Source organism: Serratia sp. PL7 (assembly GCF_945957435.1).
In genome coordinates this window covers 22649-43664 of the sequence record NZ_CAMFLB010000004.1, presented here as the reverse complement: position 1 = coordinate 43664, position 21016 = coordinate 22649, and the positions used below count along the sequence as shown (strand labels likewise).

Sequence of the window (21016 nt, the reverse complement as noted above, 5' to 3'; positions counted from 1 at the left end):
ACAGATGACTATGCAAATCCGAGTTGAACATCTCAGTAAAACCTTTGTGCTGCACCAGCAGTACGGCACCCGCCTGCCGGTGCTGCACGACGCCAACCTGACGGTCCACGGCGGCGAATGCGTGGTGCTGCACGGCCACTCCGGCAGCGGCAAGTCCACCCTGCTGCGCTCGCTGTACGCCAACTACCTGCCGGACAGCGGCCATATCTGGATCAACCACCAGGGCGACTGGCTGGACATGGTCAGCGCCGACGCGCGCCAAATTCTGGCGGTGCGCCGCCATACGCTGGGCTGGGTCAGCCAGTTCCTGCGGGTGATCCCGCGCATCAGCGCGCTGGAGGTGGTGATGCAGCCGCTGCTGGAACAGGGCGTCGAGCGCGCCGAGTGCCGCGACCGCGCCGAAGCGCTGCTCGCCGCGCTCAACGTGCCGCAGCGCCTGTGGCCGCTGGCGCCGTCCACCTTCTCCGGCGGCGAGCAGCAGCGGGTAAACATCGCGCGCGGCTTTATCATCGATTACCCCATTCTGTTGCTGGATGAACCGACCGCCTCGCTCGACAGCCGCAACAGCGCGGCGGTGGTGCAGCTTATCGAACGCGCCAAGGCGCGCGGCGCGGCGATCGTCGGCATTTTTCACGATGAAGGCGTCCGCCAACAGGTCGCCGACCGGCTTTATGACATGCAGGCGCCGCAGGCGCTGGAGGCCCTCTGATGATCGTCAATAACGTTAAGCTGGTGCTGGATGACCAGGTGGTGCAAGGCTCGCTGGAGATGCAGGACGGCGTGATCCGCAGCTTCGCCGACGGCCCGAGCCGGCTGCCGCAGGCGCTGGACGGCGACGGCGGCTGGCTGCTGCCGGGGCTGATCGAGCTGCATACCGACAACCTGGACAAGTTCTTTACCCCGCGCCCGAACGTCGACTGGCCGGCCCATTCGGCGATGAGCAGCCACGACGCGCTGATGGTGGCCAACGGCATCACCACGGTGCTGGACGCGGTGGCGATCGGCGACGTGCGCGACGGCGGCCACCGGCTGGAAAACCTGCAGAAGATGATCGACGCGGTGATCCACAGCCAGCGCGCCGGGGTGAACCGCGCCGAGCACCGGCTGCACCTGCGCTGCGAGCTGCCGCACGAGAGCACGCTGCCGCTGTTCGAACAGCTGATGGACAAGCCGGGTGTGTCGCTGGTGTCGCTGATGGACCATTCGCCGGGCCAGCGCCAGTTCGCCTCGCGCGAAAAATACCGCGAATATTATCAGGGCAAATACCACCTCAACGACCAGCAGATGAGCGAGTACGAGGAGCAGCAGGTCGCCCTGTCCGCCCGCTGGGCCGCGCCGAACCGCGAGGCGATCGCCGCCCACTGCCGCGCACGCCGCATCTCGCTGGCCAGCCATGACGACGCCACCGCCGCGCACGTGGCCGAATCCTGCGCGCTGGGCAGCGCCATTGCCGAGTTCCCCACCACCGAGGCGGCCGCCCGCGCCTCGCACCAGCAGGGCCTGCAGGTGCTGATGGGCGCGCCGAACATCGTGCGCGGCGGTTCCCACTCCGGCAACGTGGCGGCGCACCACCTGGCGGCGCTGGGGGTGCTGGACATTCTCTCTTCCGATTATTACCCGGCCAGCCTGCTGGATGCGGCGTTTCGCCTCGCAGCGGACGAACGCAACGCCTACGATCTGCCCCAGGCGGTGCGCATGATCACCCGCAACCCGGCGCGGGCGCTGGATCTGCAGGATCGCGGCTCCCTCGCCGAAGGGCTGCGGGCGGATCTGGTGCTGGCGCGGCCGCACGGCGAGCACGTTTATGTGCAGAACGTGTGGCGCCAGGGCAGGCAGGTGTTCTGATGGCGCGGCTCATCTATCTGATGGGGCCTTCCGGCGCAGGCAAGGACAGCCTACTGGCTGCACTGCGGGCCGACGCCGACCGCGCGCCGCTGGTGGCGCACCGTTACATCACCCGGCCGGCGGACGCCGGCTGCGAGAATCACATCGCGCTGAGCGAACCCGAATTTCTGCGCCGCCGCGCCAAGGGGCTGTTCGCGCTCGACTGGCAGGCCCACCAGCAGCACTACGCGTTCGGGATCGAAGTGGATCTTTGGCTGCTGCAGGGGATCGACGTGGCGGTCAACGGTTCGCGCGCCCACCTGCCGCAGGCGCAGCAGCGCTATGGTACGCAGCTGCTGCCGGTATGCCTGCAGGTCAACGCCGCGGTCCTGCGCCGGCGCCTGCAGGATCGGGGGCGAGAAAGCGCCGAACAGATCGAGCAGCGGCTGGCGCGGGCGGCGGAATATCAGCAGAGTCTGCCCGCCGGCTGCCGGGTGCTGCACAACGACGGTCCACTCGACGACACTCTGGCGGCGCTGCTGGCGCTGCTGCCCACCCCTACCCGACAAGCTCAGGATGCGACGCCATGAACGACTTTGCCCAGCCGAAAATCGGCGACAACGTGACCCTTAACCGCACCCGGCTCGGCCAGTATGTGCACCTGGCCGACGATGCGATCCTGGAAGAGGTGGAGATGGGGGATTACTCCTACACCGCCGGGCACAACCAGATCTTTTACGCCACTATCGGCAAGTTCGTCTCCATCGCCTCCTATGCGCGCATCAATCCCGGCAACCACCCGACCTACCAGCGCATCGCGCAGCATCACTTCACCTACCGCGCTTCCGAATACGGGCTGGGGGAAGACGACGCGGCGTTCTTCGACTGGCGGCGCGAGCACCACGTCACCGTCGGCCACGACGTGTGGATCGGCCATAACGCCATTCTGATGCCGGGCGTCAGCGTCGGCAACGGCGCTGTGATCGGCAGCGCGGCGGTGGTCACCAAGGACGTGGAACCTTACAGCATCGTCGCCGGCGTGGCGGCCAAAAAGATCGGCATGCGCTTCGACGATGCACTGATCGAGCGTATCGAACGCAGCCAGTGGTGGCACTGGGATCACGCCACGCTGCAGGCGCGGCTGGCGGATTTTCGCGACATCAACCGCTTTGCGCAGAAGTACCTTTAACGGAGGGGGGAGCGATGCAACTGACCTTTCTCGGCACCGGCGGCGCGCAGCAGGTGCCGGTGTTCGGCTGCGACTGCCTGAGCTGCCAACGGGCGCGGCGCGAGCCGGCATTTCGGCGGCGCGCGTGCAGCGCCATGCTTAACTATCAGGGAGAAACGACCTTATTGGATGCGGGATTGCCGGCTTTGGAGCGGCGATTTTCGGCGGGGCAAATTCAACGTTTTTTACTGACACATTACCACATGGATCACGTTCAGGGGTTATTTCCTTTGCGTTGGGGGTGCGGAAATTTCATTCCGGTGTATGGCCCGCCGGATGAACAGGGCTGCGACGACCTGTTCAAACACCCCGGCATTCTGGCGTTTCAGCCGCCGTTAGCGCCCTTCGCCACCGTCGAGCTAGGCGGCATGCGCATCACCCCGCTGCCGCTGCAGCACTCCAAACTGACCCACGGCTATCTGATCCAGGCGGCGGGCGCTGCGCTGGCCTACCTGACCGACACCGTCGGCCTGCCGCCGGCCACCGCCGACTATCTGCAGAACGTGGCGCTGGATCTGCTGGTGCTCGATTGCAGCCTGCCGCCTCAGCCGCAGGCGCCGCGCAACCACAACGACCTGACCCGCGCGCAGGAGACGCAGCAGTTGCTGCAGCCCAAGCGCACGCTGCTGACGCACATCAGCCATCATCTCGATCGATGGCTGCTGGACAACGAACTGCCCGCCGGGCTGGAGCTGGCGTTCGATCACCTCAGCGTCAGCCTCGGTAGCAGTGCAGCCGATCCGACTCCAGCACCCTGATCCCTTCGCCCGGCGTGAACGCCTGCTGCAGCAGCGTTTGCGCCACGTCTTTGGCGGAGACGGCGCGCCATTTGCCGGGCAGCAGCCTGAACAGCGGCAGCGTGAGGCGCTCCATCAGGCGCGGCGCGGGGCGATCCCCCACCAGCATGGAAGGCCGCACCAACGTCAGGCGCGGCCAGTGCTGTTCGCGCAGCGCCTGCTCCATCTCGCCTTTGGTGCGGTTATACAGGAAGGTGGAATCCGCGTTGGCGCCCAGCGCGCTTACCACCAGACAGTGCTGCGCCCCCAACCGGCGGCCGGTCAGCGCGCTCTCCACCACCAGTTGGTAATCGACGTAGCGGAAGGCATCGGCGCTGCCCGCCGCCCGGCGGGTAGTGCCCAAGCAGCAGAACACCAGATCGACCGGCTGCTGCAGGCTACTCAGCAGCTCGAACAGCGCGTCGCCGACCGGATTGGTCAGCTTGCCGTGCGGCGGCAGCGGCGTGCGCGTCGGCGCCACGATGGCCGTTATCTGCGGATCGCTTTGCAACAACTGCAGCAACTCGCGCCCCACCAGCCCGGTTGCGCCGACTAACAGTGCTCGCGCCATGCAATCTCCCGTTGTAATCAATACGTCGACTTAAAGTATAGACCGCGCCCAATGCAGCTTCTTGCCGAAGCCGAGGGTGTTGTCGGCCATCTTCACCTCGTGCAGGTCCAGCCGCCAAACCGAAGCCTTCATCGCCCTGGCGATCGGGAAGCGCTTGCAGTAACGCGCGTGCGCCGCCTCGGCCTCTTCGCCGCTCAGCAGCACCGCCTCGGCGCGGTACTGCACGCCGCGGATCAGCGCGATGCTTTTCGGTTTCGGCGCGATGGTGCCGACCACCCGGCCGTTGTTCAGCATCAGCCCGCCGTGGCGGGTGTGCGGTTCGGTCATCAGCCACAGCGCCATCGTCGCGGCGTCGAACACGTAAAAACAGTTGGCGCACCACATGTCGAGGCCGTCGCCGGCGCACAGCGTTAAGACGTGTTGCTTGCCGATGAAATCCGCAATCTGCTGCCGTTGTTCTGGGGTATTCAAGGTTACTCGCCTCCCGGTTCACTCACTTCATCTTACCCTGCGTTGTTGAAGCGAGTCACAAATAACGATAAACATCAAAAAACAAAATTGAATATAAAAACACAATAAATGCATTTTTATTAAATTAAGCTTAGCGCAGATTTATAACATAAAAAAAACAAACCGGATTTATTTGATCATTAGGCAACCGGTTAATTGACCGGTTCTTTTATTACCAGCCTGACGGCACGCAAATTTAGCGCGTCTGCCCGGCGCCGATTAGCAATTTATTTACATGCTCATTTGTCTGCCTGGCCGCAGTTTATGCAACTCACTGCATAATCAATGAATAGTTATTTATAAACACCGGCATTTATGTGACTTTCATCACGATTTTTAGCCCGCCTTGCGTTAAAATAGCGCCATCTTTTCACTCAGCAAGGTGGATTAGAAAATGGAAAACAATAACCGAAAAATGGCGCACATCAGGCGCACAACCCATATTATGATGATGGCTCATCGCAGCTGCTTTAGTTTCGCATTCTTCAACTACAGATAACCCTCCCCCTCGCTCTTACGCCGTTGATAAGAGTGTCATTGCGTTTTATTTATTCTCCGCACGCCGGTGATAATATCTCTTTCTCGCTAACTGGGAAGGACACGCAATTCATTTTTAATTTCGGCCAAGCGCATCCAAGCTAAATAAAACAGCGAACACAGTTAATGCCTTTCGGCATCACTGGGTTCTCGCACACCTTTATTTTCGTGAAGGCGTTAACGGCAAATGGAATTATTTGCTGGCGGAATGCCTTTGCCTGAAGAATGAGAAAAATGAAAAAATTAAAAATTGCCGCCAACACCCACACCCTCGGCTGCTTTGAAACTGAACGCGACATCGTCGATGTGCACCACAGTGATTTCAATGACGTCGCCGCCATTGTGCTGTCGGTAGACGACGTCACGCAAGGCATGGTGGCGCGCATCGAAGAACACGGCCTGAACATTCCGCTGTTCGTCGCCGTCTGCTGCGAAGAAGAGCTGGATAACGCCGTCTTGCCGGCGCTGCACGGTGTGTTTGAACTGTGCGGCAAGAATACCCAGTTCTACGGCAAACAGCTGGAGGCCGCCGCCGCCAAATATGAGAGCGAGCTGCTGCCGCCGTTCTTCAACACGCTGACGCAGTATGTGGAAATGGGCAACGCCACCTTCGCCTGCCCCGGCCACCAGGGCGGCGAGTTCTTCCGCAAACACCCAGCGGGCCGCCAGTTCTTCGACTTCTACGGCGAAACGCTTTTCCGCTCCGACATGTGCAACGCCGACGTCAAACTGGGCGATCTGTTGATCCACGAAGGCGCGCCTTGCGCCGCGCAGCAGCACGCCGCCAAGGTGTTCAACGCCGACAAGACCTACTTCGTGCTCAACGGCACCTCGGCCTCGAACAAGGTGGCGACCAATGCCCTGCTGACGCGCGGCGATCTGGTGCTGTTTGACCGCAACAACCATAAATCCAACCACCACGGCGCGTTGATCCAGGCCGGCGCCACGCCGGTTTATCTGGAAACCGCGCGCAACCCGTTCGGCTTTATCGGCGGCATCGACGCGCACTGCTTCGACGAACGCTACCTGCGCCAGCAGATCCGCGAAGTGGCGCCGGAACGCGCCAAAGAAGCCCGCCCGTTCCGCCTCGCGATCATCCAGCTCGGCACCTACGACGGCACCATCTACAACGCCCGTCAGGTGGTCGACAAGATTGGCCACCTGTGCGATTACATCCTGTTCGACTCCGCTTGGGTGGGTTATGAGCAGTTCATTCCGATGATGAAAGACTGCTCGCCGCTGCTGCTGGAGCTGAACGAGAACGATCCCGGCATCATCGTCACCCAGTCGGTGCACAAACAGCAGGCCGGCTTCTCGCAAACCTCGCAGATCCACAAAAAAGACAAGCATATCAAGGGGCAGAGCCGCTACTGCAACCACAAGCGCTTCAACAACGCCTTTATGCTGCACGCCTCCACCAGCCCGTTCTATCCGCTGTTCGCCGCGCTGGACGTCAACGCCAAGATGCACGAGGGCAAGAGCGGCCAGCGCCTGTGGCAAGAATGTGTGCGCGTGGGCATCGAAGCGCGCAAAATGCTGCTAGATACCTGCACGATGATCAAACCGTTCGTGCCGGATCAGATCGACGGCAAGCCGTGGCAGGCCTATGACACCGCGGCGATGGCCAACGATCTGCGCTTCTTCAACTTCGTGCCCGGCGAGAAGTGGCACGCCTTTGAGGGCTATGCCGAGTCGCAGTACTTCGTCGATCCGTGCAAACTGCTGCTCACTACGCCGGGTATCGATACCGCGACCGGCAGCTACAGCGAGTTCGGCATCCCGGCGACCATTCTGGCCAACTACCTGCGCGAAAACGGCATCGTGCCGGAAAAATGCGATCTCAACTCGATCCTGTTCCTGCTGACGCCGGCGGAAGACATCGCCAAGATGCAGCACCTGGTGGCCCTGATCGCCCGCTTCGAGAAGCACATCGAGCAAAACTCCCTGCTCAGCGAGGTGCTGCCTGCGGTCTATAAAAACCACCAGCAGCGCTACAAAAACTACACCATCCGCCAGCTGTGCCAGGAAATGCACGATCTTTACGTCAGCTATGACGTTAAAGAACTGCAAAAAGAGATGTTCCGCAAAAGTTATTTCCCGCGCGTGGTAATGAATCCGCAGGACGCCAATACCGAGTTTGTGCGCGGCAATGTGGAATTGGTGTCGCTGGCCAAGGCCGAGGGCCGCATCGCCGCCGAAGGCGCCCTGCCTTACCCACCAGGCGTGCTGTGCGTGGTGCCCGGTGAAATTTGGGGCGGCGCCGCGCAGCGTTATTTCCTGGCACTGGAAGAAGGCATCAATTTATTGCCAGGATTCGCGCCGGAATTACAGGGCGTTTATATCCAACAGGATGAGGACGGCTGGAACCGTGCTTACGGCTACGTCATGAAAAATTAATCACCTTACGGGGCGGCGATGATTCCCGCCGCCCGGATCGCATCCTAAAAGAGAAAATGATCATGAGTAAGTCCAATAATAAAATGGGGGTCGTGCAATTAACGATCCTGACCGCCGTGAATATGATGGGTTCCGGCATAATTATGCTGCCGACCAAGCTGGCCGAAGTGGGCACGATTTCGATCGTTTCCTGGCTGGTGACCGCCGTCGGCTCGATGGCGCTGGCCTACGCCTTCGCCAAATGCGGCATGTTCAGCCGTAAATCCGGCGGCATGGGCGGCTACGCCGAATACGCCTTCGGTAAATCAGGCAACTTTATGGCGAACTACACCTACGGCGTTTCGCTGCTGATCGCCAATATCGCCATCGCCATTTCCGCCGTCGGCTACGGCACCGAGCTGTTCGACACCACGCTCAGCCCGCTCGGGATCTGTATCGCCACCATCGGCGTGCTGTGGCTGGCGACCGTCGCTAACTTCGGCGGCGCGCGCATCACCGGCAAAATCAGCGGCATCACCGTCTGGGGCGTGATCATTCCGGTGGTGGGCATCTCGGTCATCGGCTGGTACTGGTTCAGCGGCAGCGCCTACGTCGCCGCCTGGAACCCGCATCAGGTGCCGACCTTCGAAGCCATCGGCGCCTCGATCTCAATGACCCTGTGGGCGTTCCTGGGGCTGGAATCCGCCTGCGCCAACACCGACGTGGTGGAAAACCCGGAGCGCAACGTGCCGATCGCCGTACTGGGCGGCACCCTCAGCGCGGCGGTGATCTATATCATTTCGACCAACGTGATCGCCGGCATCGTGCCGAACATGGATCTGGCCAACTCCACCGCCCCGTTCGGGCTGGCGTTCTCCCACATGTTCAACCCGACGGTCGGCAAGATCATCATGGCGTTGATGGTCATGTCCTGCGTCGGCTCGCTGCTCGGCTGGCAGTTCACCATCGCTCAGGTGTTCAAATCCTCCGCCGACAGCGGCTTCTTCCCGAAAATTTTCTCCAAGCTGAGCAAGGCCGACGCGCCGGTTAAAGGCATGCTGACCATCGTCGTCATCCAGAGTGGTTTGTCCCTGATGACCATCAGCCCGTCCTTGAACAAACAGTTCAACGTGCTGGTGAACCTGGCGGTGGTGACCAACATCATCCCGTACATCCTGTCGATGGCGGCGTTGGTCATTATTCAGAAAGTGGCGAAGGTGCCGGACAACAAGGCGCGCATCGCCAATATCATCGCCGGCATCGGCGCGCTGTACAGCTTCTACGCGCTCTACAGCTCCGGTGAAGAAGCGATGATGTGGGGCGCTATCGCCACCTTCCTCGGCTGGACGCTGTACGGTATCGTCTCGCCGCGCTTCGAGCTGGCGGGAAAAAAGGGGTAAAGCGGTAAGGCTCCGGCGGCCGGGGATGGGATTGTGATGGCGAACATGCCATCATACGCCGACCCTGGCCACCGAAACGGCGTACGATGACCGACACTACCCCCACTCCCTGGCACCTCTACATGCTGCGTTTACCGAGCGGCATGCTGTATACCGGCATCACCACCGACGTGGCGCGCCGACTGGCACAGCACCAAGCCGGCAAAGGCGCCAAGGCGCTGCGCGGTAAAGGGGAACTGACATTGGCGTTTCACTGCCAGGTGGGGGATCGCTCAACGGCGCTGAAGCTGGAATACCGCGTCAAACAGCTGAGCAAAATACAAAAAGAGCGGCTGGTGAATCACCCGCCGCTGTCGTTGGCGTATCTATTGCCGGTCGTTAAAAGCGATTAAACGGCGCCGAAAAAGCCACTTCGCCGCTGACGCCATTCAGGGCGTCTTCCGCCAGCGGATACACCTGGAACGCGCTTTCCGTGTCCGGCCAGCGGCAGTTCAGGCCATAGGTGGCGGCCGGTTTAAAGCCGAAGCGGCCGTAGTAGGCCGGATCGCCCAGCACCACCACCGCGGCGTAGCTGAATTCGTTCAGCGAATCCAGGCCTTCGTACACCAGCTTTTCAGCCAGCCCCTGGCGGCGCAGGCTTTCGTCTACCGCCAGCGGCGCCAGCGCCACCCATTGGCGGTCTTCGCCGGCCACGTCTACCGGGCTGAACGCGGCGTAACCCACTACCCCGCCTTCGTCGTCAGTGGCGACCACGCCCAGCGTCAGCAGGCCGTCTTCGCGCAGCTGCTGCACCAGATCGGCTTCGTCGTCGCGGCCAAAGGCGCGGCGCAGCAAGGTGTCGATGCCCGCCGCGTCTACCGGGATCTCTACGCGGATCAGCATGATACCGCCACACGGGAAGCCGACGCCGTGCCCTCCTGCAACCCTTTTTCGACAAAATCAGCCAACTGCAACAGCCCCATGCGCAGCGGCGCAGGCATGCTTTCCAGCTCGATGGCGTCCATCAAATTTTTCACATACAGGCCCAATTCGGTATCCCCTTCAATCTGCAGCCGACGCTGAAAGAACAGCGTATCCGGATCTTGCTTGCGCGCCGCGATCAGGATCAGATCGTTGGCGTCGCCGCTGAAGCTGACGTCCGCTTCGGCGTGCTGGCTGACCACCAGTTTGTCGTTTTCTACCGTCATAAACCATTGTAGCGCCAGATCGCGAACTTCGATCTTCAACCAACGCGATTCGAGAAACTCCAGATCCCCATCCGCCAACGCCTGGCGGAATTGCCAGCTCAGCACCTGTTGCAGCAGCTGACGCTGCAGAGCGAACGGCGTGAATTTCAGCGGGATGCGCAGCAGCGACGGCCCCTGGCGCACAAGGCGTGCTCGTAGTTGTTCCAACACGGTCATCCACTCCTTTCAATACGGACTACCGCTATTTTGCCACACTGACGCGCGGCTTCAGCGGTCTATATCAACAAATAGCGCATTTCACCGCCATGTTTATCAATACGCCATAAGCTGCCTCAAATCAAAACCTGTGTGTGCCCCATTGCCTAAAATGACCTCCCCGATTCGCATTTGCCGGCGGAACACCGCCACCGGCAACCTTTAAAGACAGCGTGCGCCCGGCCGGGCGCACGGCTAAGCCAGGATAAATCTATGGAGCTGCTTTGTCCCGCCGGCAACCTGCCGGCCCTGAAGGCCGCGGTGGATAACGGCGCCGATGCCGTTTACATCGGTCTGAAAGACGATACCAACGCGCGCCACTTCGCCGGCCTCAACTTCACCGAGAAAAAGCTGCAGGAAGCGGTCGATTACGTGCATCGCCACGGCCGCAAACTGCATATCGCCATCAACACCTTCGCCCATCCCGACGGCTACGCCCGCTGGCAGCGCGCGGTGGATATGGCGGCCCAATTGGGCGCCGACGCCCTGATTCTGGCGGATCTGGCGATGCTGGAATACGCCGCCCAGCGCTATCCGCTGTTGGAACGCCACGTTTCGGTGCAGGCTTCCGCCACCAACGAGGAAGCGATCCGTTTTTACCAGCGCAACTTCGAGGTCGGCCGGGTGGTGCTGCCGCGCGTGCTGTCGATGCATCAGGTGAAACAGCTGGCGCGCACCAGCCCGGTGCCGCTGGAAGTGTTCGCCTTCGGCAGCCTGTGCATCATGGCCGAGGGGCGCTGCTATCTCTCTTCCTACCTGACCGGCGAGTCGCCGAACACCGTCGGCGCCTGTTCGCCGGCGCGTTTCGTGCGCTGGCAGCAAACCCCGCAGGGCATGGAGTCGCGCCTGAACGACGTGCTGATCGACCGCTACCAGGACCATGAAAACGCCGGTTACCCGACGCTGTGCAAGGGCCGCTATCTGGTGGACGACGTGCGCTACCACGCGCTGGAAGAGCCCACCAGCCTCAATACGCTGGAGCTGCTGCCGGAGCTGCTGGCCGCCAACATTGCCTCGGTGAAGATCGAAGGCCGCCAGCGCAGCCCGGCTTACGTCAGCCAGGTGGCGCGCGTCTGGCGCCAGGCGATCGACCGTTGCCAGGCCGATCCGGCCGCCTACCGCGCCGACGCCGCCTGGATGGAGACGCTGGGCGCGATGTCCGAGGGCACCCAGACCACGCTGGGCGCCTATCACCGCAAATGGCAGTAGCCGGAGGAAACATGAAATACGCACTGGGGCCGGTACTCTACTACTGGCCAAAAAACGACATCGCGGCGTTCTATCAGCAGGCGGCGGAGAGTAACGCCGACATCATTTATCTCGGCGAGAGCGTCTGCACCAAGCGGCGCGAGATGAAGGTCGGCGATTGGCTGGCGCTGGCGCGCGACATCGCCCGCAGCGGCAAGCAGGTGGTGATCTCCACGCTGGCGCTGCTGCAGGCGCCGTCCGAACTGAATGAGCTGAAACGCTATGTGGAGAACGGCGAGTTCCTGTTTGAAGCTAACGATCTGGGCGCAGTGAACATGGCGGCGGAACGCGGTCTGCCGTTCGTCGCCGGCCATGCGCTGAACTGCTACAACGCCTATACTCTGCGCCTGCTGCGCCGCCAGGGCATGATGCGCTGGTGCATGCCGGTCGAGCTGTCACGCGATTGGCTGGCCAATCTGCTGACGCAGTGCGACGAGCTGGGCTTCCGCCACGACTTCGAGGTGGAGGTGCTGAGCTACGGCCATCTGCCGCTGGCCTATTCGGCGCGCTGCTTCACCGCCCGCTCGGAAAACCGCGGCAAGGACGAGTGCGAAACCTGCTGCATCAAGTATCCGCAGGGCCGCATGATGCGCTCCCAGGAACAGCAGCAGGTGTTCGTACTCAACGGCATCCAGACCATGAGCGGTTACTGCTACAACCTCGGCAACGAGCTGCCAAGCATGCAGGGGCTGGTGGACATCGTGCGACTGTCGCCGCAGGGCGCCGAGACGCTGGCACAGATCGATGCCTTCCGCGCCAACGAGCGCGGCGAGCAGCCGCTGGCCTTGACCAACCACGCCGACTGCAACGGCTACTGGCGCCGCGTGGCGGGGTTGGAGTTGGTGGGGTGATCCTCGCTCCCCTCCTCACCGAGGGGAGTTTTCAATCAACTCGCCCGCCGTTTCCTGAACATCCCGCGCAGCGCCACGCTGTTGCGCAAGAAGCCGACACCGAAGCCCAGCAGGGTGTAGACCACGCCGAGCACCAGCATCATCATCACGTCGCCCCACACTTCATTCAGCGACAGCCCCATCTGGTTGACGCCGGCGATCGCCTTGGTGCCCCAGGTGGAGGGAATGCTGTACGAGATGGCGCGCACCCAGGCCGGCATCGACTGCAGCGGCCAGATGGTGCCGGACAGGTAGAAGACCGGCGTCGTGATGAACGCCAGCGTCAGGTAGATCATCTCGACGCTGCGCAGGCACTCGGTCACCAGCTTGCCCAGCCCCAGTACCGCCAGCAGGAACGGGAAGGTCAGCAGCAGCAGTTCGGCGATGTTCGCCGTCTGCCGATAGCCCAATACCCACGGCCACAGCACGAACAGCACGATCGACAGGAACAGCCAGATCGGCAGCAGCGCCGTCAGCCCGCCGAGGTGCGCCGCCAGCGGCGCTTTGCCGCCGGGCATGCTCTTCATGGCGATATTGACGCGGATACAGGCGATCAGCAGCGAGTGCTGCAACAGCATCACCAACAGGCCGGGGAAGATGATCGCCGCGAAGCTGATGCCGGGGTTAAACACGTCCAGCGTTTGCCCCAGTATCGGCGTCAGCAGTATCTGCGCCTGCCGTTCGCTGAAACCGCTGCGCAGCAGCAGCCCGTTGTTGTACTCCGTCAGCAACTGCTGATAGGCCGCCACCACGTCCTGTTGGATCTGGCCGTTGGCCAGGCGGTTGGTGGCGTCGCCGTACACCGGCACCACGATGTTCTGCCCGCTGAGGATCTTCTTCTCCAGATCCACCGGCATGATGATCACCGCAAACAGCTTGCGCCAGCTGAGATCGCGCTGTGCCTGTTCCAGGCTGTCGTAGGTTTCAATCGCGATCTTGGAGGTGGCGTCCAGTTGGCGGATCAGCTGGCGGCTGGCGGTGCTGTGGTCCTGATCGACCACCCCCACCGGCAGATCCCACACCGTGCGGTTGGCGTACACCAGGCTCATGATGCACAGCGACAGGATCAGCATCAGCCACACCGGCCGCTCCAGCATGCCGAGCAGCACCTTAACGAAGGTTTGCCAATAGAGCTTCATCCGGCGTTCCCCTCTTTTGCCAGCCGCGCCGGCAGGCGATTGCGCACCAGCAGCGCGGCCACCAGCGGATAGACCGCCAGCAGCGCGCACACGCTGAAGATGGCGCTGGCGTGCACCTGCCGCAGGAACACGTCGAACATCGCGTACAGCGCGTGGGTCAGCGGTTCGATGTTGGAAATGATGCGCGCCGGCAGCGGCATCGACAGCTCAGGCACCGCCATGCCGGAGAAGGTCATCGCGATACTGACCAAAATACCAATCAGGCTGTAGGCGGTGATGGTGCTGCCGGTAAAGGTGTACAGCAGCAGGCCGATGCTCTGCGCCGCCATCACGTAGAACAGGCCGATCATCAGCATAAACAGCGGATTGCCGCTGACGCGGGCGTCAAAGATACCCACCAGCGCCGCGATCTCCACCATCAGCAGGGTGGTGAAACACAGCGTGTACGGTGCCAGCTTGCCGAGCAGCGCCAGGCTGAACGGCTTGGCCTGCAGCAGCGACTTGCTGCGCGCCAGCACGTAGATCATGCAGGTCACCGCGAACAGCTGCAGCAGGTGGATGGTGGCGGCGAACTGCTGGTAATAGATATAGCTGCCGCTGGCGTTGAACAGGCTGCCGTAGGAGAGCGTCACGTCCGCCAACGGCGGCAGCGTTTTACCCATCTCGGTGGCGATGATGCTGCGGGTGCTGGCGTTGATTTCGTTCATCAGGCCGCCAAAGTCCTGGGTGGAGTACAGCCCGGCGCCGTAGAACAACGCATTGTAGTACATCACTACGCTAGGCTGTTTGCCTGACAGCGCGTTGGCCTCAAAGTCCGGCGGGATATACAGCAACGCGTAATCCTGCGCGCTGCGCAGGCGGCTCAGCGACTCCGGCAGCCCGCCGCCATATGCCTCGACGTGGGCATGCGAACCGGCGTCCAGCCGCCGCGTCAGCGATTTGGACAGCGGGCTGTGATCGCTGTCCACCACCGAGACCGGCAGATCGAGCAGCGTGCCTTCGGAGAAGTTGCTGCTGATCAGCGCAAACAGGATCAGCGGAAAGATCCAGCTCAGCCAGTGCACCACCGGGCTGCGAAAGGCGACGCGACACTCTTTGTCGAACGCGTGACTGAAGCAGCGCCAGCCGGCCCTTACTCTTTCCATTGCCATAAGGTGCTCATCCCCGGACGCAGGCCGTCCACCGGCTGTGACGGATACAGGCGCACTTCGAAGGTTTTCAGGTCGAAGTCGCCGGTGGCGCGGGTGGCGCGTTTGGTGGCGTAATCCCCCAGCGGCGCGATGTAGCGCACCTCGGTGTCGATCATTTTGTCCTTCAGCGCCGGCACCCGCAGCGTGACCTTGTCGCCTTTGCGCACGTGGGCCAGGATGTCTTCACGCAGGTTAAACACGAAGTAGGCGTCCGGCACCCGGATCAACGTCACCAGCGGGCTGCCGGCGTTCAGCAATTCGCCCACTTCGGCCGGGATCGGCCCCACTTCGCCGTCCACCGGCGCTTTCACCTGCAGATCGTCGCTCTGCGCCTGGATCTGCAGCAGATTCTCTTCCGCCGCCCGCAGCGCCGCCGCATATTGCTGCCGCTGCTCGACGCGGTCGCCGTTAATGCCTTCATCCAGATTGGCCTTGGCGGCCTGTACCTGCTGGAAGGCGGTGTCGCGCGACCGGCGCGAAGCGTCCAGCTCGGACTTCGAGATATAGCCCTTGCCGGCCACGCTCAGGTTGCGGTTGTAGTCGTTTTGCGCATTGCGGTACTGCGCCTCGGCCTGCGCCAGGTTGGCGCGCAGGTTGCGGATGCTCTCTTCACGGGTGCCGTGCAGCGACAGCTCAAGCTGCGCCTTGGCCTCGTCGCGCGTCGCCTGTGCGGAACGCAGCTGCGCCATCAGTTCGGGGCTATCGAGTTGAATGATCAGTTGGCCGCTTTTCACGTCGTCGCCGCGTTCGATCAGGCGTTCAACGACCCGGCCTTTCGCCTTGGATGCGACGATCACTTCGGGGGCATCCACTTCACCCTGCAGCAACAGATCCTGATTGTGCGCGCGGAACAGGATCGCCAATGCGATCGCCGCCAACATCAGCAACAGGGTAAACAGCGTCTTTTTTTTCATTATGTCAGCTCCCGGAACGGTAAGCGGCGGGCGGGGATCATCATTTCCATGTCTCAAATTGCTCCAAAAAACACCATTGCTCTCATGAGGATATCACAAGCACATATCTCCTCTTTTATAACTATAAATTGGATTATGCTTTTAACACTAAAAAGCATCTTTTTTCGGCTTTTTGGTATGCAGACTCCTGCAATCGCCCTTTAAGCGATCCACTCTCTGATGGACGATGTCATGACTGAACACACTGCGGTACCGCTGTCGGTACTGGATTTATCGCCAATCCCGCAAGGGGCCAAGGCACGCGACGCTTTCCACTGTTCGCTGGATTTGGCGCAGCACGCCGAACGCTGGGGCTACCAGCGCTACTGGCTGGCCGAGCACCACAACATGACCGGCATCGGTAGCGCCGCCACCTCAGTGCTGCTGGGCTATCTGGCCGCCGGCACCCAAAGCATTCGCCTCGGCTCCGGCGGTGTGATGCTGCCGAACCATGCGCCGCTGGTGATTGCCGAGCAGTTCGGCACGCTGGAGTCGCTCTACCCAGGGCGCATCGATTTGGGGTTGGGCCGAGCGCCCGGCACCGATCAGCGCACCATGATGGCGCTGCGCCGCCACCTGTCCGGCGACGTGGATACCTTCCCGCGCGACGTGCAGGAACTGCAAAACTATTTCTGCGATGCGCAGCCCGGCCAGCCGGTGCAGGCGGTGCCGGGCCAGGGACTGCACGTGCCGCTCTGGCTGCTCGGTTCCAGCCTCTACAGCGCGCAGCTGGCGGCACAGCTCGGCCTGCCGTTCGCCTTCGCCTCGCACTTCGCCCCGGATATGCTGTTCCAGGCGCTGCAGCTGTACCGCGAGAACTTCAAACCGTCCAAACAGCTGGCGCAGCCGCACGCCATGGTATGCGTCAACGTGATCGCCGCCGAGAGCGACAGCGATGCACGCTTCCTGTTCAGCTCGATGCAGCAGCAGTTCATCAATCTGCGCCGCGGTTCTCCCGGTCCGCTGCCGCCGCCAGTGGATAACATCCACGCGCTGTGGACCGCCGGTGAACAATACGGCGTCGAACAGGCGCTGCGGATGTCGATCGTCGGCGATGAAAAAACGGTGCGCCACGGGCTGCAAACGCTGCTGCGTGAAACCGATGCCGACGAGATCATGGTCAACGGCCAGATTTTCGATCACCAGGCACGGCTGCGTTCGTTCGAGATTGTTGCCGGCGTGAAGGGCGACATCGTGAAGGGATAAAAAGCGAAAAGGCGGTGGGGAACCCCACCGCCTCGGCGTTAACGCTGGATCAGGTAGCGGATGGTCGGCCCGTCCTGCTGGATATCCAGCACCTTATAGCCATGGTTGCGCGCATCGAGCGGGATGTTGTTGATCGACTGCGGGCAATCGCTGATCACTTCCAGGATCTCCCCCGGTTTCAGCTGCGGCATCGCCTCCAGCGTCGCCACTGCCGGGTACGGGCAAGGCTCGCCCAGCATGTCCAGCCGGTAGTCCGGCACTATCGTCGTCTCTTTCATGACATGCTCCTCAAATTCACCACGTGCGCCTCAGGCCGGGCGCGGAAAAAGCGTTTCTCCCACCACAGCATGGCGGCGAAGGCCAGCGCCAGCAGCAGATAGGTCACCAGCAGGCCACCGACCGGGCCGAAGGTGTCGAGCAGGTTGATCTTGTCGTAGTCGGTCGCCAGCGCCGGTGCCAGATCGTCCCAGTAATAGGCCAGCAGCGTAGCGCCGATGATGTTGCCCAGCCCCACCCACCAGTAGTGTACCTGCCCTTCCACCGCGCGGTACATCCAGCCGGTCTCGCAACCGCCGGCCAGCACGATGCCGAAGCCGAACAGCAAGCCGCCCAGCACCGCATTCGGGCCGGCCCACATGATCTTCGGCGCCACGCCAAGCTGCACGTAGCTGAAGATGCCGATGGCGCTCACCGCCATGCCGATGATAATGGCTTTCGCCATGTGGGTGCGGCCGGTGATCCACAGATCGCGGAACGCCGAGGTAAAGCAGATCTGCGCGCGTTCGATCAGCAGACCGAAGCCGATACCGAACAGCATGGCGATGCCGAGCTTCGGCGCATCGAACAGCGTCCACAGCGACCAGGCCACCGCCAGGCCGAAGACCGCCATGCCCAGCCGGAAGCGGCGGCGCGCCTGCTCAGGTTTCTGCGTCAGCGGCGCGGCAGCCTTAACCTTTTGCAATTTGACCGGGATGCGGAACATCGGCAGCAGCGTGAATTTGGCGCCGAAGTAGGAGCCGGCGGCGGTCGCCAGCGCGAAGAACCAGGCGTGCAGCGAGAACTGCGGAATACCGGTGAAGAAGGCCGCCAGGTTACAGCCCATTGCCAGGCGCGCGCCGAAACCAGCGATGATGCCGCCCAGCAGCGCCTGCACGATGCGAATGCGGTGCTGCGGCTGGCGCAGCTTGATGTTGTTGGCCCACAGCGCAGCAGCGATGCAGCCGGCGAACATGCCGATGATCATGCGCCCGTCGATGCGCTCCAGCGGCGTGCCCTGCAGGCCGATAACCTTGAAATAGCCCCACTGCTCAGGGTGCAGGCCGAACCACTGCAGCACATGGCCGCCCCAGCGCGTGAATTCGCCGGTCACCGCCCAGAAAGTGCCGGTCATGCCGAAGTAGTAGGTAGAAAGGATCCCGGCGGCGATCACCGCCGGCAGCGGCGCCCAAAAGCGCACCAGGTATTGAGATTTGAACTGCTGCCAACTCATGGCATCTCCCGTGCATATCATCCGTAAGAAAAAACCTTATGAATGATACGCCATTCGGGGGCGTTTGACGGCAATTTTCAGGCATAAAAAAACCAGCCCGCAGGCTGGTTTTTCAGAGTGCTTCACCGCGAACGGTGAATCAGCGATTACGCGTCGCCGAAACGACGACGTGGTGCTGCCGGTGCGCTGTCATCACGGCGTGGCGCCGGCTTGCCGTCACGGTTGTAGTTACCGCCACGACGCTCGCCGCCGTTACCGCCTTCGCGACGTTCTCCGAAGGAACGACGTGGGCCGCCTTCGCGACGTTCACCGTTGAACGGACGGCCGTTACCGTTGCCACGACGCTCGCCACCGTCACGACGCTCGCGACGTTCGAACGGCTGTGCATCGCCCAACAGCTGCATGTTCATCGGCTTGTTCAGGATGCGAGTGCGAGTGAAGTGATTCAGGATCTCGCCCGGCATGCCTTTTGGCAGCTCGATGGTGGAGTGGGAAGCGAACAGCTTGATGTTACCGATGTAACGGCTGCTGATGTCGCCTTCGTTAGCGATAGCGCCAACGATATGACGGACTTCAACGCCATCGTCACGGCCCACTTCGATACGGTACAGCTGCATTTCGCCAACGTCACGACGTTCGCGACGCGGACGGTCGCCGTCACGGCTATCGCGGCTGTCGCGACGGTCGCCACGATCACCGCGACGATCGTCACGGTCGTTGAACTCACGGCGCTGACGCGGCTTGAAGACCGGATCCGGCGGCAGGATCAGCGGACGTTCGCCCTGAGCCATTTTCAGCAGCGCTGCGGCCAGGGTTTCCATATCCAGCTCTTCTTCCGGCTGCAGTTTGGTCAACAGTGCGCGGTACAGATCCAGATCGCTGCTTTCCAGCTGCTGCTGAACTTTCGCGGCGAACTTGGCCAGACGACGCTCGCCCAGCAGTTCTGCGTTTGGCAGCTCCACTTCAGGGATGGTCAGCTTCATGGTGCGTTCGATGTTGCGCAGCAGGCGGCGTTCGCGGTTTTCCACGAACAGCAGCGCACGGCCGGCGCGACCCGCACGGCCGGTACGGCCGATACGGTGAACGTAAGACTCGGAGTCCATCGGGATGTCATAGTTGACAACCAGGCTGATGCGCTCAACGTCCAGGCCACGGGCCGCAACGTCGGTGGCGATCAGGATATCCAGACGACCGTCTTTCAGGCGCTCCAGGGTCTGCTCACGCAGCGCCTGGTTCATGTCGCCGTTCAGCGCGGCGCTGCTGTAACCGCTGCGCTCCAGCGCTTCGGCCACTTCCAGGGTCGCGTTCTTGGTACGAACGAAGATGATCGCCGCGTCAAAGTCTTCGGCTTCCAGGAAACGCACCAGCGCTTCGTTTTTACGCATGCCGTAGACCGACCAGTAGCTCTGGCTGATATCCGGACGGGTAGTCACGCTGGACTGAATGCGCACTTCCTGCGGCTCTTTCATGAAGCGGCGGGTAATGCGACGGATCGCTTCCGGCATGGTGGCGGAGAACAGCGCGGTCTGATGTTCAGCCGGGATCTCAGCCATGATGGTTTCTACGTCTTCGATAAAGCCCATGCGCAGCATTTCGTCGGCTTCATCCAGCACCAGACCGCTCAGGTTAGAGAGGTTCAGGGTGCCGCGCTTCAGGTGGTCCAGTAGACGACCTGGGGTACCCACAACGATTTGCGGGCCCTGGCGCAGAGCGCGCAGCTGTACGTCGTAACGCTGGCCGCCGTACAGGGCTACCACGTTGACGCCGTTCATGTGTTTGGAGAAATCGGTCATCGCTTCGGCAACCTGAACCGCCAGTTCGCGGGTCGGTGCCAGCACCAGGATCTGAGGTGCTTTCAGGTCTGCCTGCAGGTTGTGCAGCAGCGGCAGCGAGAACGCTGCGGTTTTACCACTACCGGTCTGTGCCATGCCCAGCACGTCGCGGCCGTTCAACAGGTGAGGAATACACTCAGCCTGGATCGGAGATGGTTTTTCATAGCCCAGATCGTTCAGGGCGGAAATGATTGGAGCAGACAGCCCCAGATCAGCAAAAGAGGTTTCAAACTCAGTAGTCATGTACACGTGCCTCATTAATAATGGCAGCCAGTCTACATAACTCGTCGAGAAAATTTTCAGTCATTTTCATTGAAAAGTGTGAACCGGCTCAAATTAGATTATAAAACGAACAAAAAAGCCCTCGCCCGTTAAGGCGATAACTTTGGTTAAAAACCAATGTTC

General features: G+C 61.7%; 23 protein-coding genes. 12 read left to right on the top strand and 11 right to left on the bottom strand.

What is annotated here, in order from left to right; translation table 11 throughout:
* Positions 1–4: 4 nt before the first annotated feature.
* Genes phnL through phnP form a run of 5 tightly spaced genes read left to right on the top strand, consistent with a single transcriptional unit; the run spans position 5 to position 3810 of the window.
* Entirely contained in the window at positions 5–709 is a 705-nt protein-coding gene (gene phnL, locus N6G83_RS20475) for a phosphonate C-P lyase system protein PhnL (RefSeq protein ID WP_197771010.1), read from the top strand.
* Positions 709–1845 carry an alpha-D-ribose 1-methylphosphonate 5-triphosphate diphosphatase gene (gene phnM / locus N6G83_RS20470; RefSeq protein ID WP_025305091.1) on the top strand — a complete coding sequence of 379 codons (1137 nt, stop codon included), beginning with the start codon at positions 709–711 and terminating at the stop codon, positions 1843–1845. Before phnL ends, phnM begins: the two co-directional genes overlap by 1 nt.
* Positions 1845–2414, top strand: coding sequence for a ribose 1,5-bisphosphokinase (phnN, locus tag N6G83_RS20465; protein WP_025305090.1), 570 nt, complete (start codon positions 1845–1847; stop codon positions 2412–2414). Before phnM ends, phnN begins: the two co-directional genes overlap by 1 nt.
* Positions 2411–3013, top strand: coding sequence for a DapH/DapD/GlmU-related protein (locus tag N6G83_RS20460; RefSeq protein WP_015376431.1), 603 nt, complete (start codon positions 2411–2413; stop codon positions 3011–3013). Before phnN ends, N6G83_RS20460 begins: the two co-directional genes overlap by 4 nt.
* A gap of 14 nt (positions 3014–3027) precedes the next feature.
* Positions 3028–3810: a phosphonate metabolism protein PhnP gene (gene phnP / locus N6G83_RS20455; protein ID WP_169540565.1), complete on the top strand. Its 783-nt coding sequence runs from the start codon at positions 3028–3030 to the stop codon at positions 3808–3810.
* On the opposite strand, the gene N6G83_RS20450 is transcribed toward phnP, so the two are convergent.
* Complete coding sequence (locus tag N6G83_RS20450; RefSeq protein WP_043139239.1) at positions 3767–4399, bottom strand: NAD(P)H-binding protein; 633 nt, start codon at positions 4397–4399, stop codon at positions 3767–3769. The genes phnP and N6G83_RS20450 overlap by 44 nt on opposite strands.
* A 30-nt stretch (positions 4400–4429) precedes the next feature.
* On the bottom strand, positions 4430–4870 hold the full coding sequence (locus N6G83_RS20445) for a YhbP family protein (RefSeq protein ID WP_197824969.1): 441 nt from the start codon (positions 4868–4870) through the stop codon (positions 4430–4432).
* A gap of 433 nt (positions 4871–5303) precedes the next feature.
* Between N6G83_RS20445 and speFL the strand changes: the two genes are divergently transcribed.
* From speFL to N6G83_RS20425, 4 genes are all read left to right on the top strand, one after another.
* Positions 5304–5408 (top strand): leader peptide SpeFL, encoded by a 105-nt coding sequence (gene speFL / locus N6G83_RS20440; protein WP_004933443.1) that lies wholly within the window; start codon positions 5304–5306, stop codon positions 5406–5408.
* 272 nt (positions 5409–5680) lie between these two features.
* Positions 5681–7843, top strand: a complete 2163-nt coding sequence (gene speF, locus N6G83_RS20435) for an ornithine decarboxylase SpeF (RefSeq protein ID WP_260516181.1) — start codon at positions 5681–5683, stop codon at positions 7841–7843.
* 62 nt (positions 7844–7905) lie between these two features.
* Positions 7906–9222 carry a putrescine-ornithine antiporter gene (potE, locus tag N6G83_RS20430; RefSeq protein ID WP_025305085.1) on the top strand — a complete coding sequence of 439 codons (1317 nt, stop codon included), beginning with the start codon at positions 7906–7908 and terminating at the stop codon, positions 9220–9222.
* A gap of 86 nt (positions 9223–9308) precedes the next feature.
* Positions 9309–9614: a GIY-YIG nuclease family protein gene (locus N6G83_RS20425; protein ID WP_025305084.1), complete on the top strand. Its 306-nt coding sequence runs from the start codon at positions 9309–9311 to the stop codon at positions 9612–9614.
* Here the strand turns inward: N6G83_RS20425 and N6G83_RS20420 are convergent.
* The gene (locus N6G83_RS20420) at positions 9601–10104 is read right to left on the bottom strand and encodes a GNAT family N-acetyltransferase (protein WP_043139248.1); all 504 of its coding nucleotides are present in this window, start codon (positions 10102–10104) and stop codon (positions 9601–9603) included. The genes N6G83_RS20425 and N6G83_RS20420 overlap by 14 nt on opposite strands.
* Positions 10098–10625: an SCP2 domain-containing protein gene (locus tag N6G83_RS20415; protein ID WP_173888091.1), complete on the bottom strand. Its 528-nt coding sequence runs from the start codon at positions 10623–10625 to the stop codon at positions 10098–10100. The genes N6G83_RS20420 and N6G83_RS20415 overlap by 7 nt, the downstream gene beginning before the upstream one ends.
* A gap of 252 nt (positions 10626–10877) precedes the next feature.
* On the opposite strand from N6G83_RS20415, the gene N6G83_RS20410 reads away from it, so the two are divergent.
* Together N6G83_RS20410 and N6G83_RS20405 are read left to right on the top strand one after the other, a co-directional pair.
* On the top strand, positions 10878–11873 hold the full coding sequence (locus N6G83_RS20410; protein ID WP_025305081.1) for a peptidase U32 family protein: 996 nt from the start codon (positions 10878–10880) through the stop codon (positions 11871–11873).
* Positions 11874–11884: 11 nt separating this feature from the next.
* On the top strand, positions 11885–12763 hold the full coding sequence (locus N6G83_RS20405) for a U32 family peptidase (protein ID WP_148123068.1): 879 nt from the start codon (positions 11885–11887) through the stop codon (positions 12761–12763).
* Positions 12764–12798: 35 nt separating this feature from the next.
* Here N6G83_RS20405 and N6G83_RS20400 read toward each other — a convergent pair whose 3' ends face one another.
* The 3 genes from N6G83_RS20400 to N6G83_RS20390 are packed head-to-tail and all read right to left on the bottom strand — an operon-like array spanning position 12799 to position 16045.
* Positions 12799–13941, bottom strand: a complete 1143-nt coding sequence (locus N6G83_RS20400) for an ABC transporter permease (protein ID WP_049203336.1) — start codon at positions 13939–13941, stop codon at positions 12799–12801.
* Positions 13938–15092: an ABC transporter permease gene (locus tag N6G83_RS20395; RefSeq protein ID WP_044029869.1), complete on the bottom strand. Its 1155-nt coding sequence runs from the start codon at positions 15090–15092 to the stop codon at positions 13938–13940. The genes N6G83_RS20400 and N6G83_RS20395 overlap by 4 nt, the downstream gene beginning before the upstream one ends.
* A complete protein-coding gene (locus N6G83_RS20390) occupies positions 15074–16045 on the bottom strand; it encodes an HlyD family secretion protein (RefSeq protein WP_025305060.1) in 972 nt (323 codons plus the stop codon). Before N6G83_RS20390 ends, N6G83_RS20395 begins: the two co-directional genes overlap by 19 nt.
* Positions 16046–16276: 231 nt before the next feature.
* Between N6G83_RS20390 and N6G83_RS20385 the strand changes: the two genes are divergently transcribed.
* Positions 16277–17290 (top strand): LLM class flavin-dependent oxidoreductase, encoded by a 1014-nt coding sequence (locus tag N6G83_RS20385; RefSeq protein ID WP_025305059.1) that lies wholly within the window; start codon positions 16277–16279, stop codon positions 17288–17290.
* A gap of 38 nt (positions 17291–17328) precedes the next feature.
* Here N6G83_RS20385 and yedF read toward each other — a convergent pair whose 3' ends face one another.
* The 4 genes from yedF to yrbN form a co-directional block, all read right to left on the bottom strand.
* Positions 17329–17568 carry a sulfurtransferase-like selenium metabolism protein YedF gene (gene yedF / locus N6G83_RS20380; RefSeq protein ID WP_004933486.1) on the bottom strand — a complete coding sequence of 80 codons (240 nt, stop codon included), beginning with the start codon at positions 17566–17568 and terminating at the stop codon, positions 17329–17331.
* The gene (gene yedE / locus N6G83_RS20375; protein ID WP_099817054.1) at positions 17565–18779 is read right to left on the bottom strand and encodes a selenium metabolism membrane protein YedE/FdhT; all 1215 of its coding nucleotides are present in this window, start codon (positions 18777–18779) and stop codon (positions 17565–17567) included. Before yedE ends, yedF begins: the two co-directional genes overlap by 4 nt.
* A gap of 146 nt (positions 18780–18925) precedes the next feature.
* The gene (locus N6G83_RS20370) at positions 18926–20854 is read right to left on the bottom strand and encodes a DEAD/DEAH family ATP-dependent RNA helicase (RefSeq protein WP_049294716.1); all 1929 of its coding nucleotides are present in this window, start codon (positions 20852–20854) and stop codon (positions 18926–18928) included.
* Complete coding sequence (yrbN, locus tag N6G83_RS54940) at positions 20844–20918, bottom strand: protein YrbN (protein WP_223499600.1); 75 nt, start codon at positions 20916–20918, stop codon at positions 20844–20846. Before yrbN ends, N6G83_RS20370 begins: the two co-directional genes overlap by 11 nt.
* Between the last annotated feature and the right edge of the window lie 98 nt (positions 20919–21016).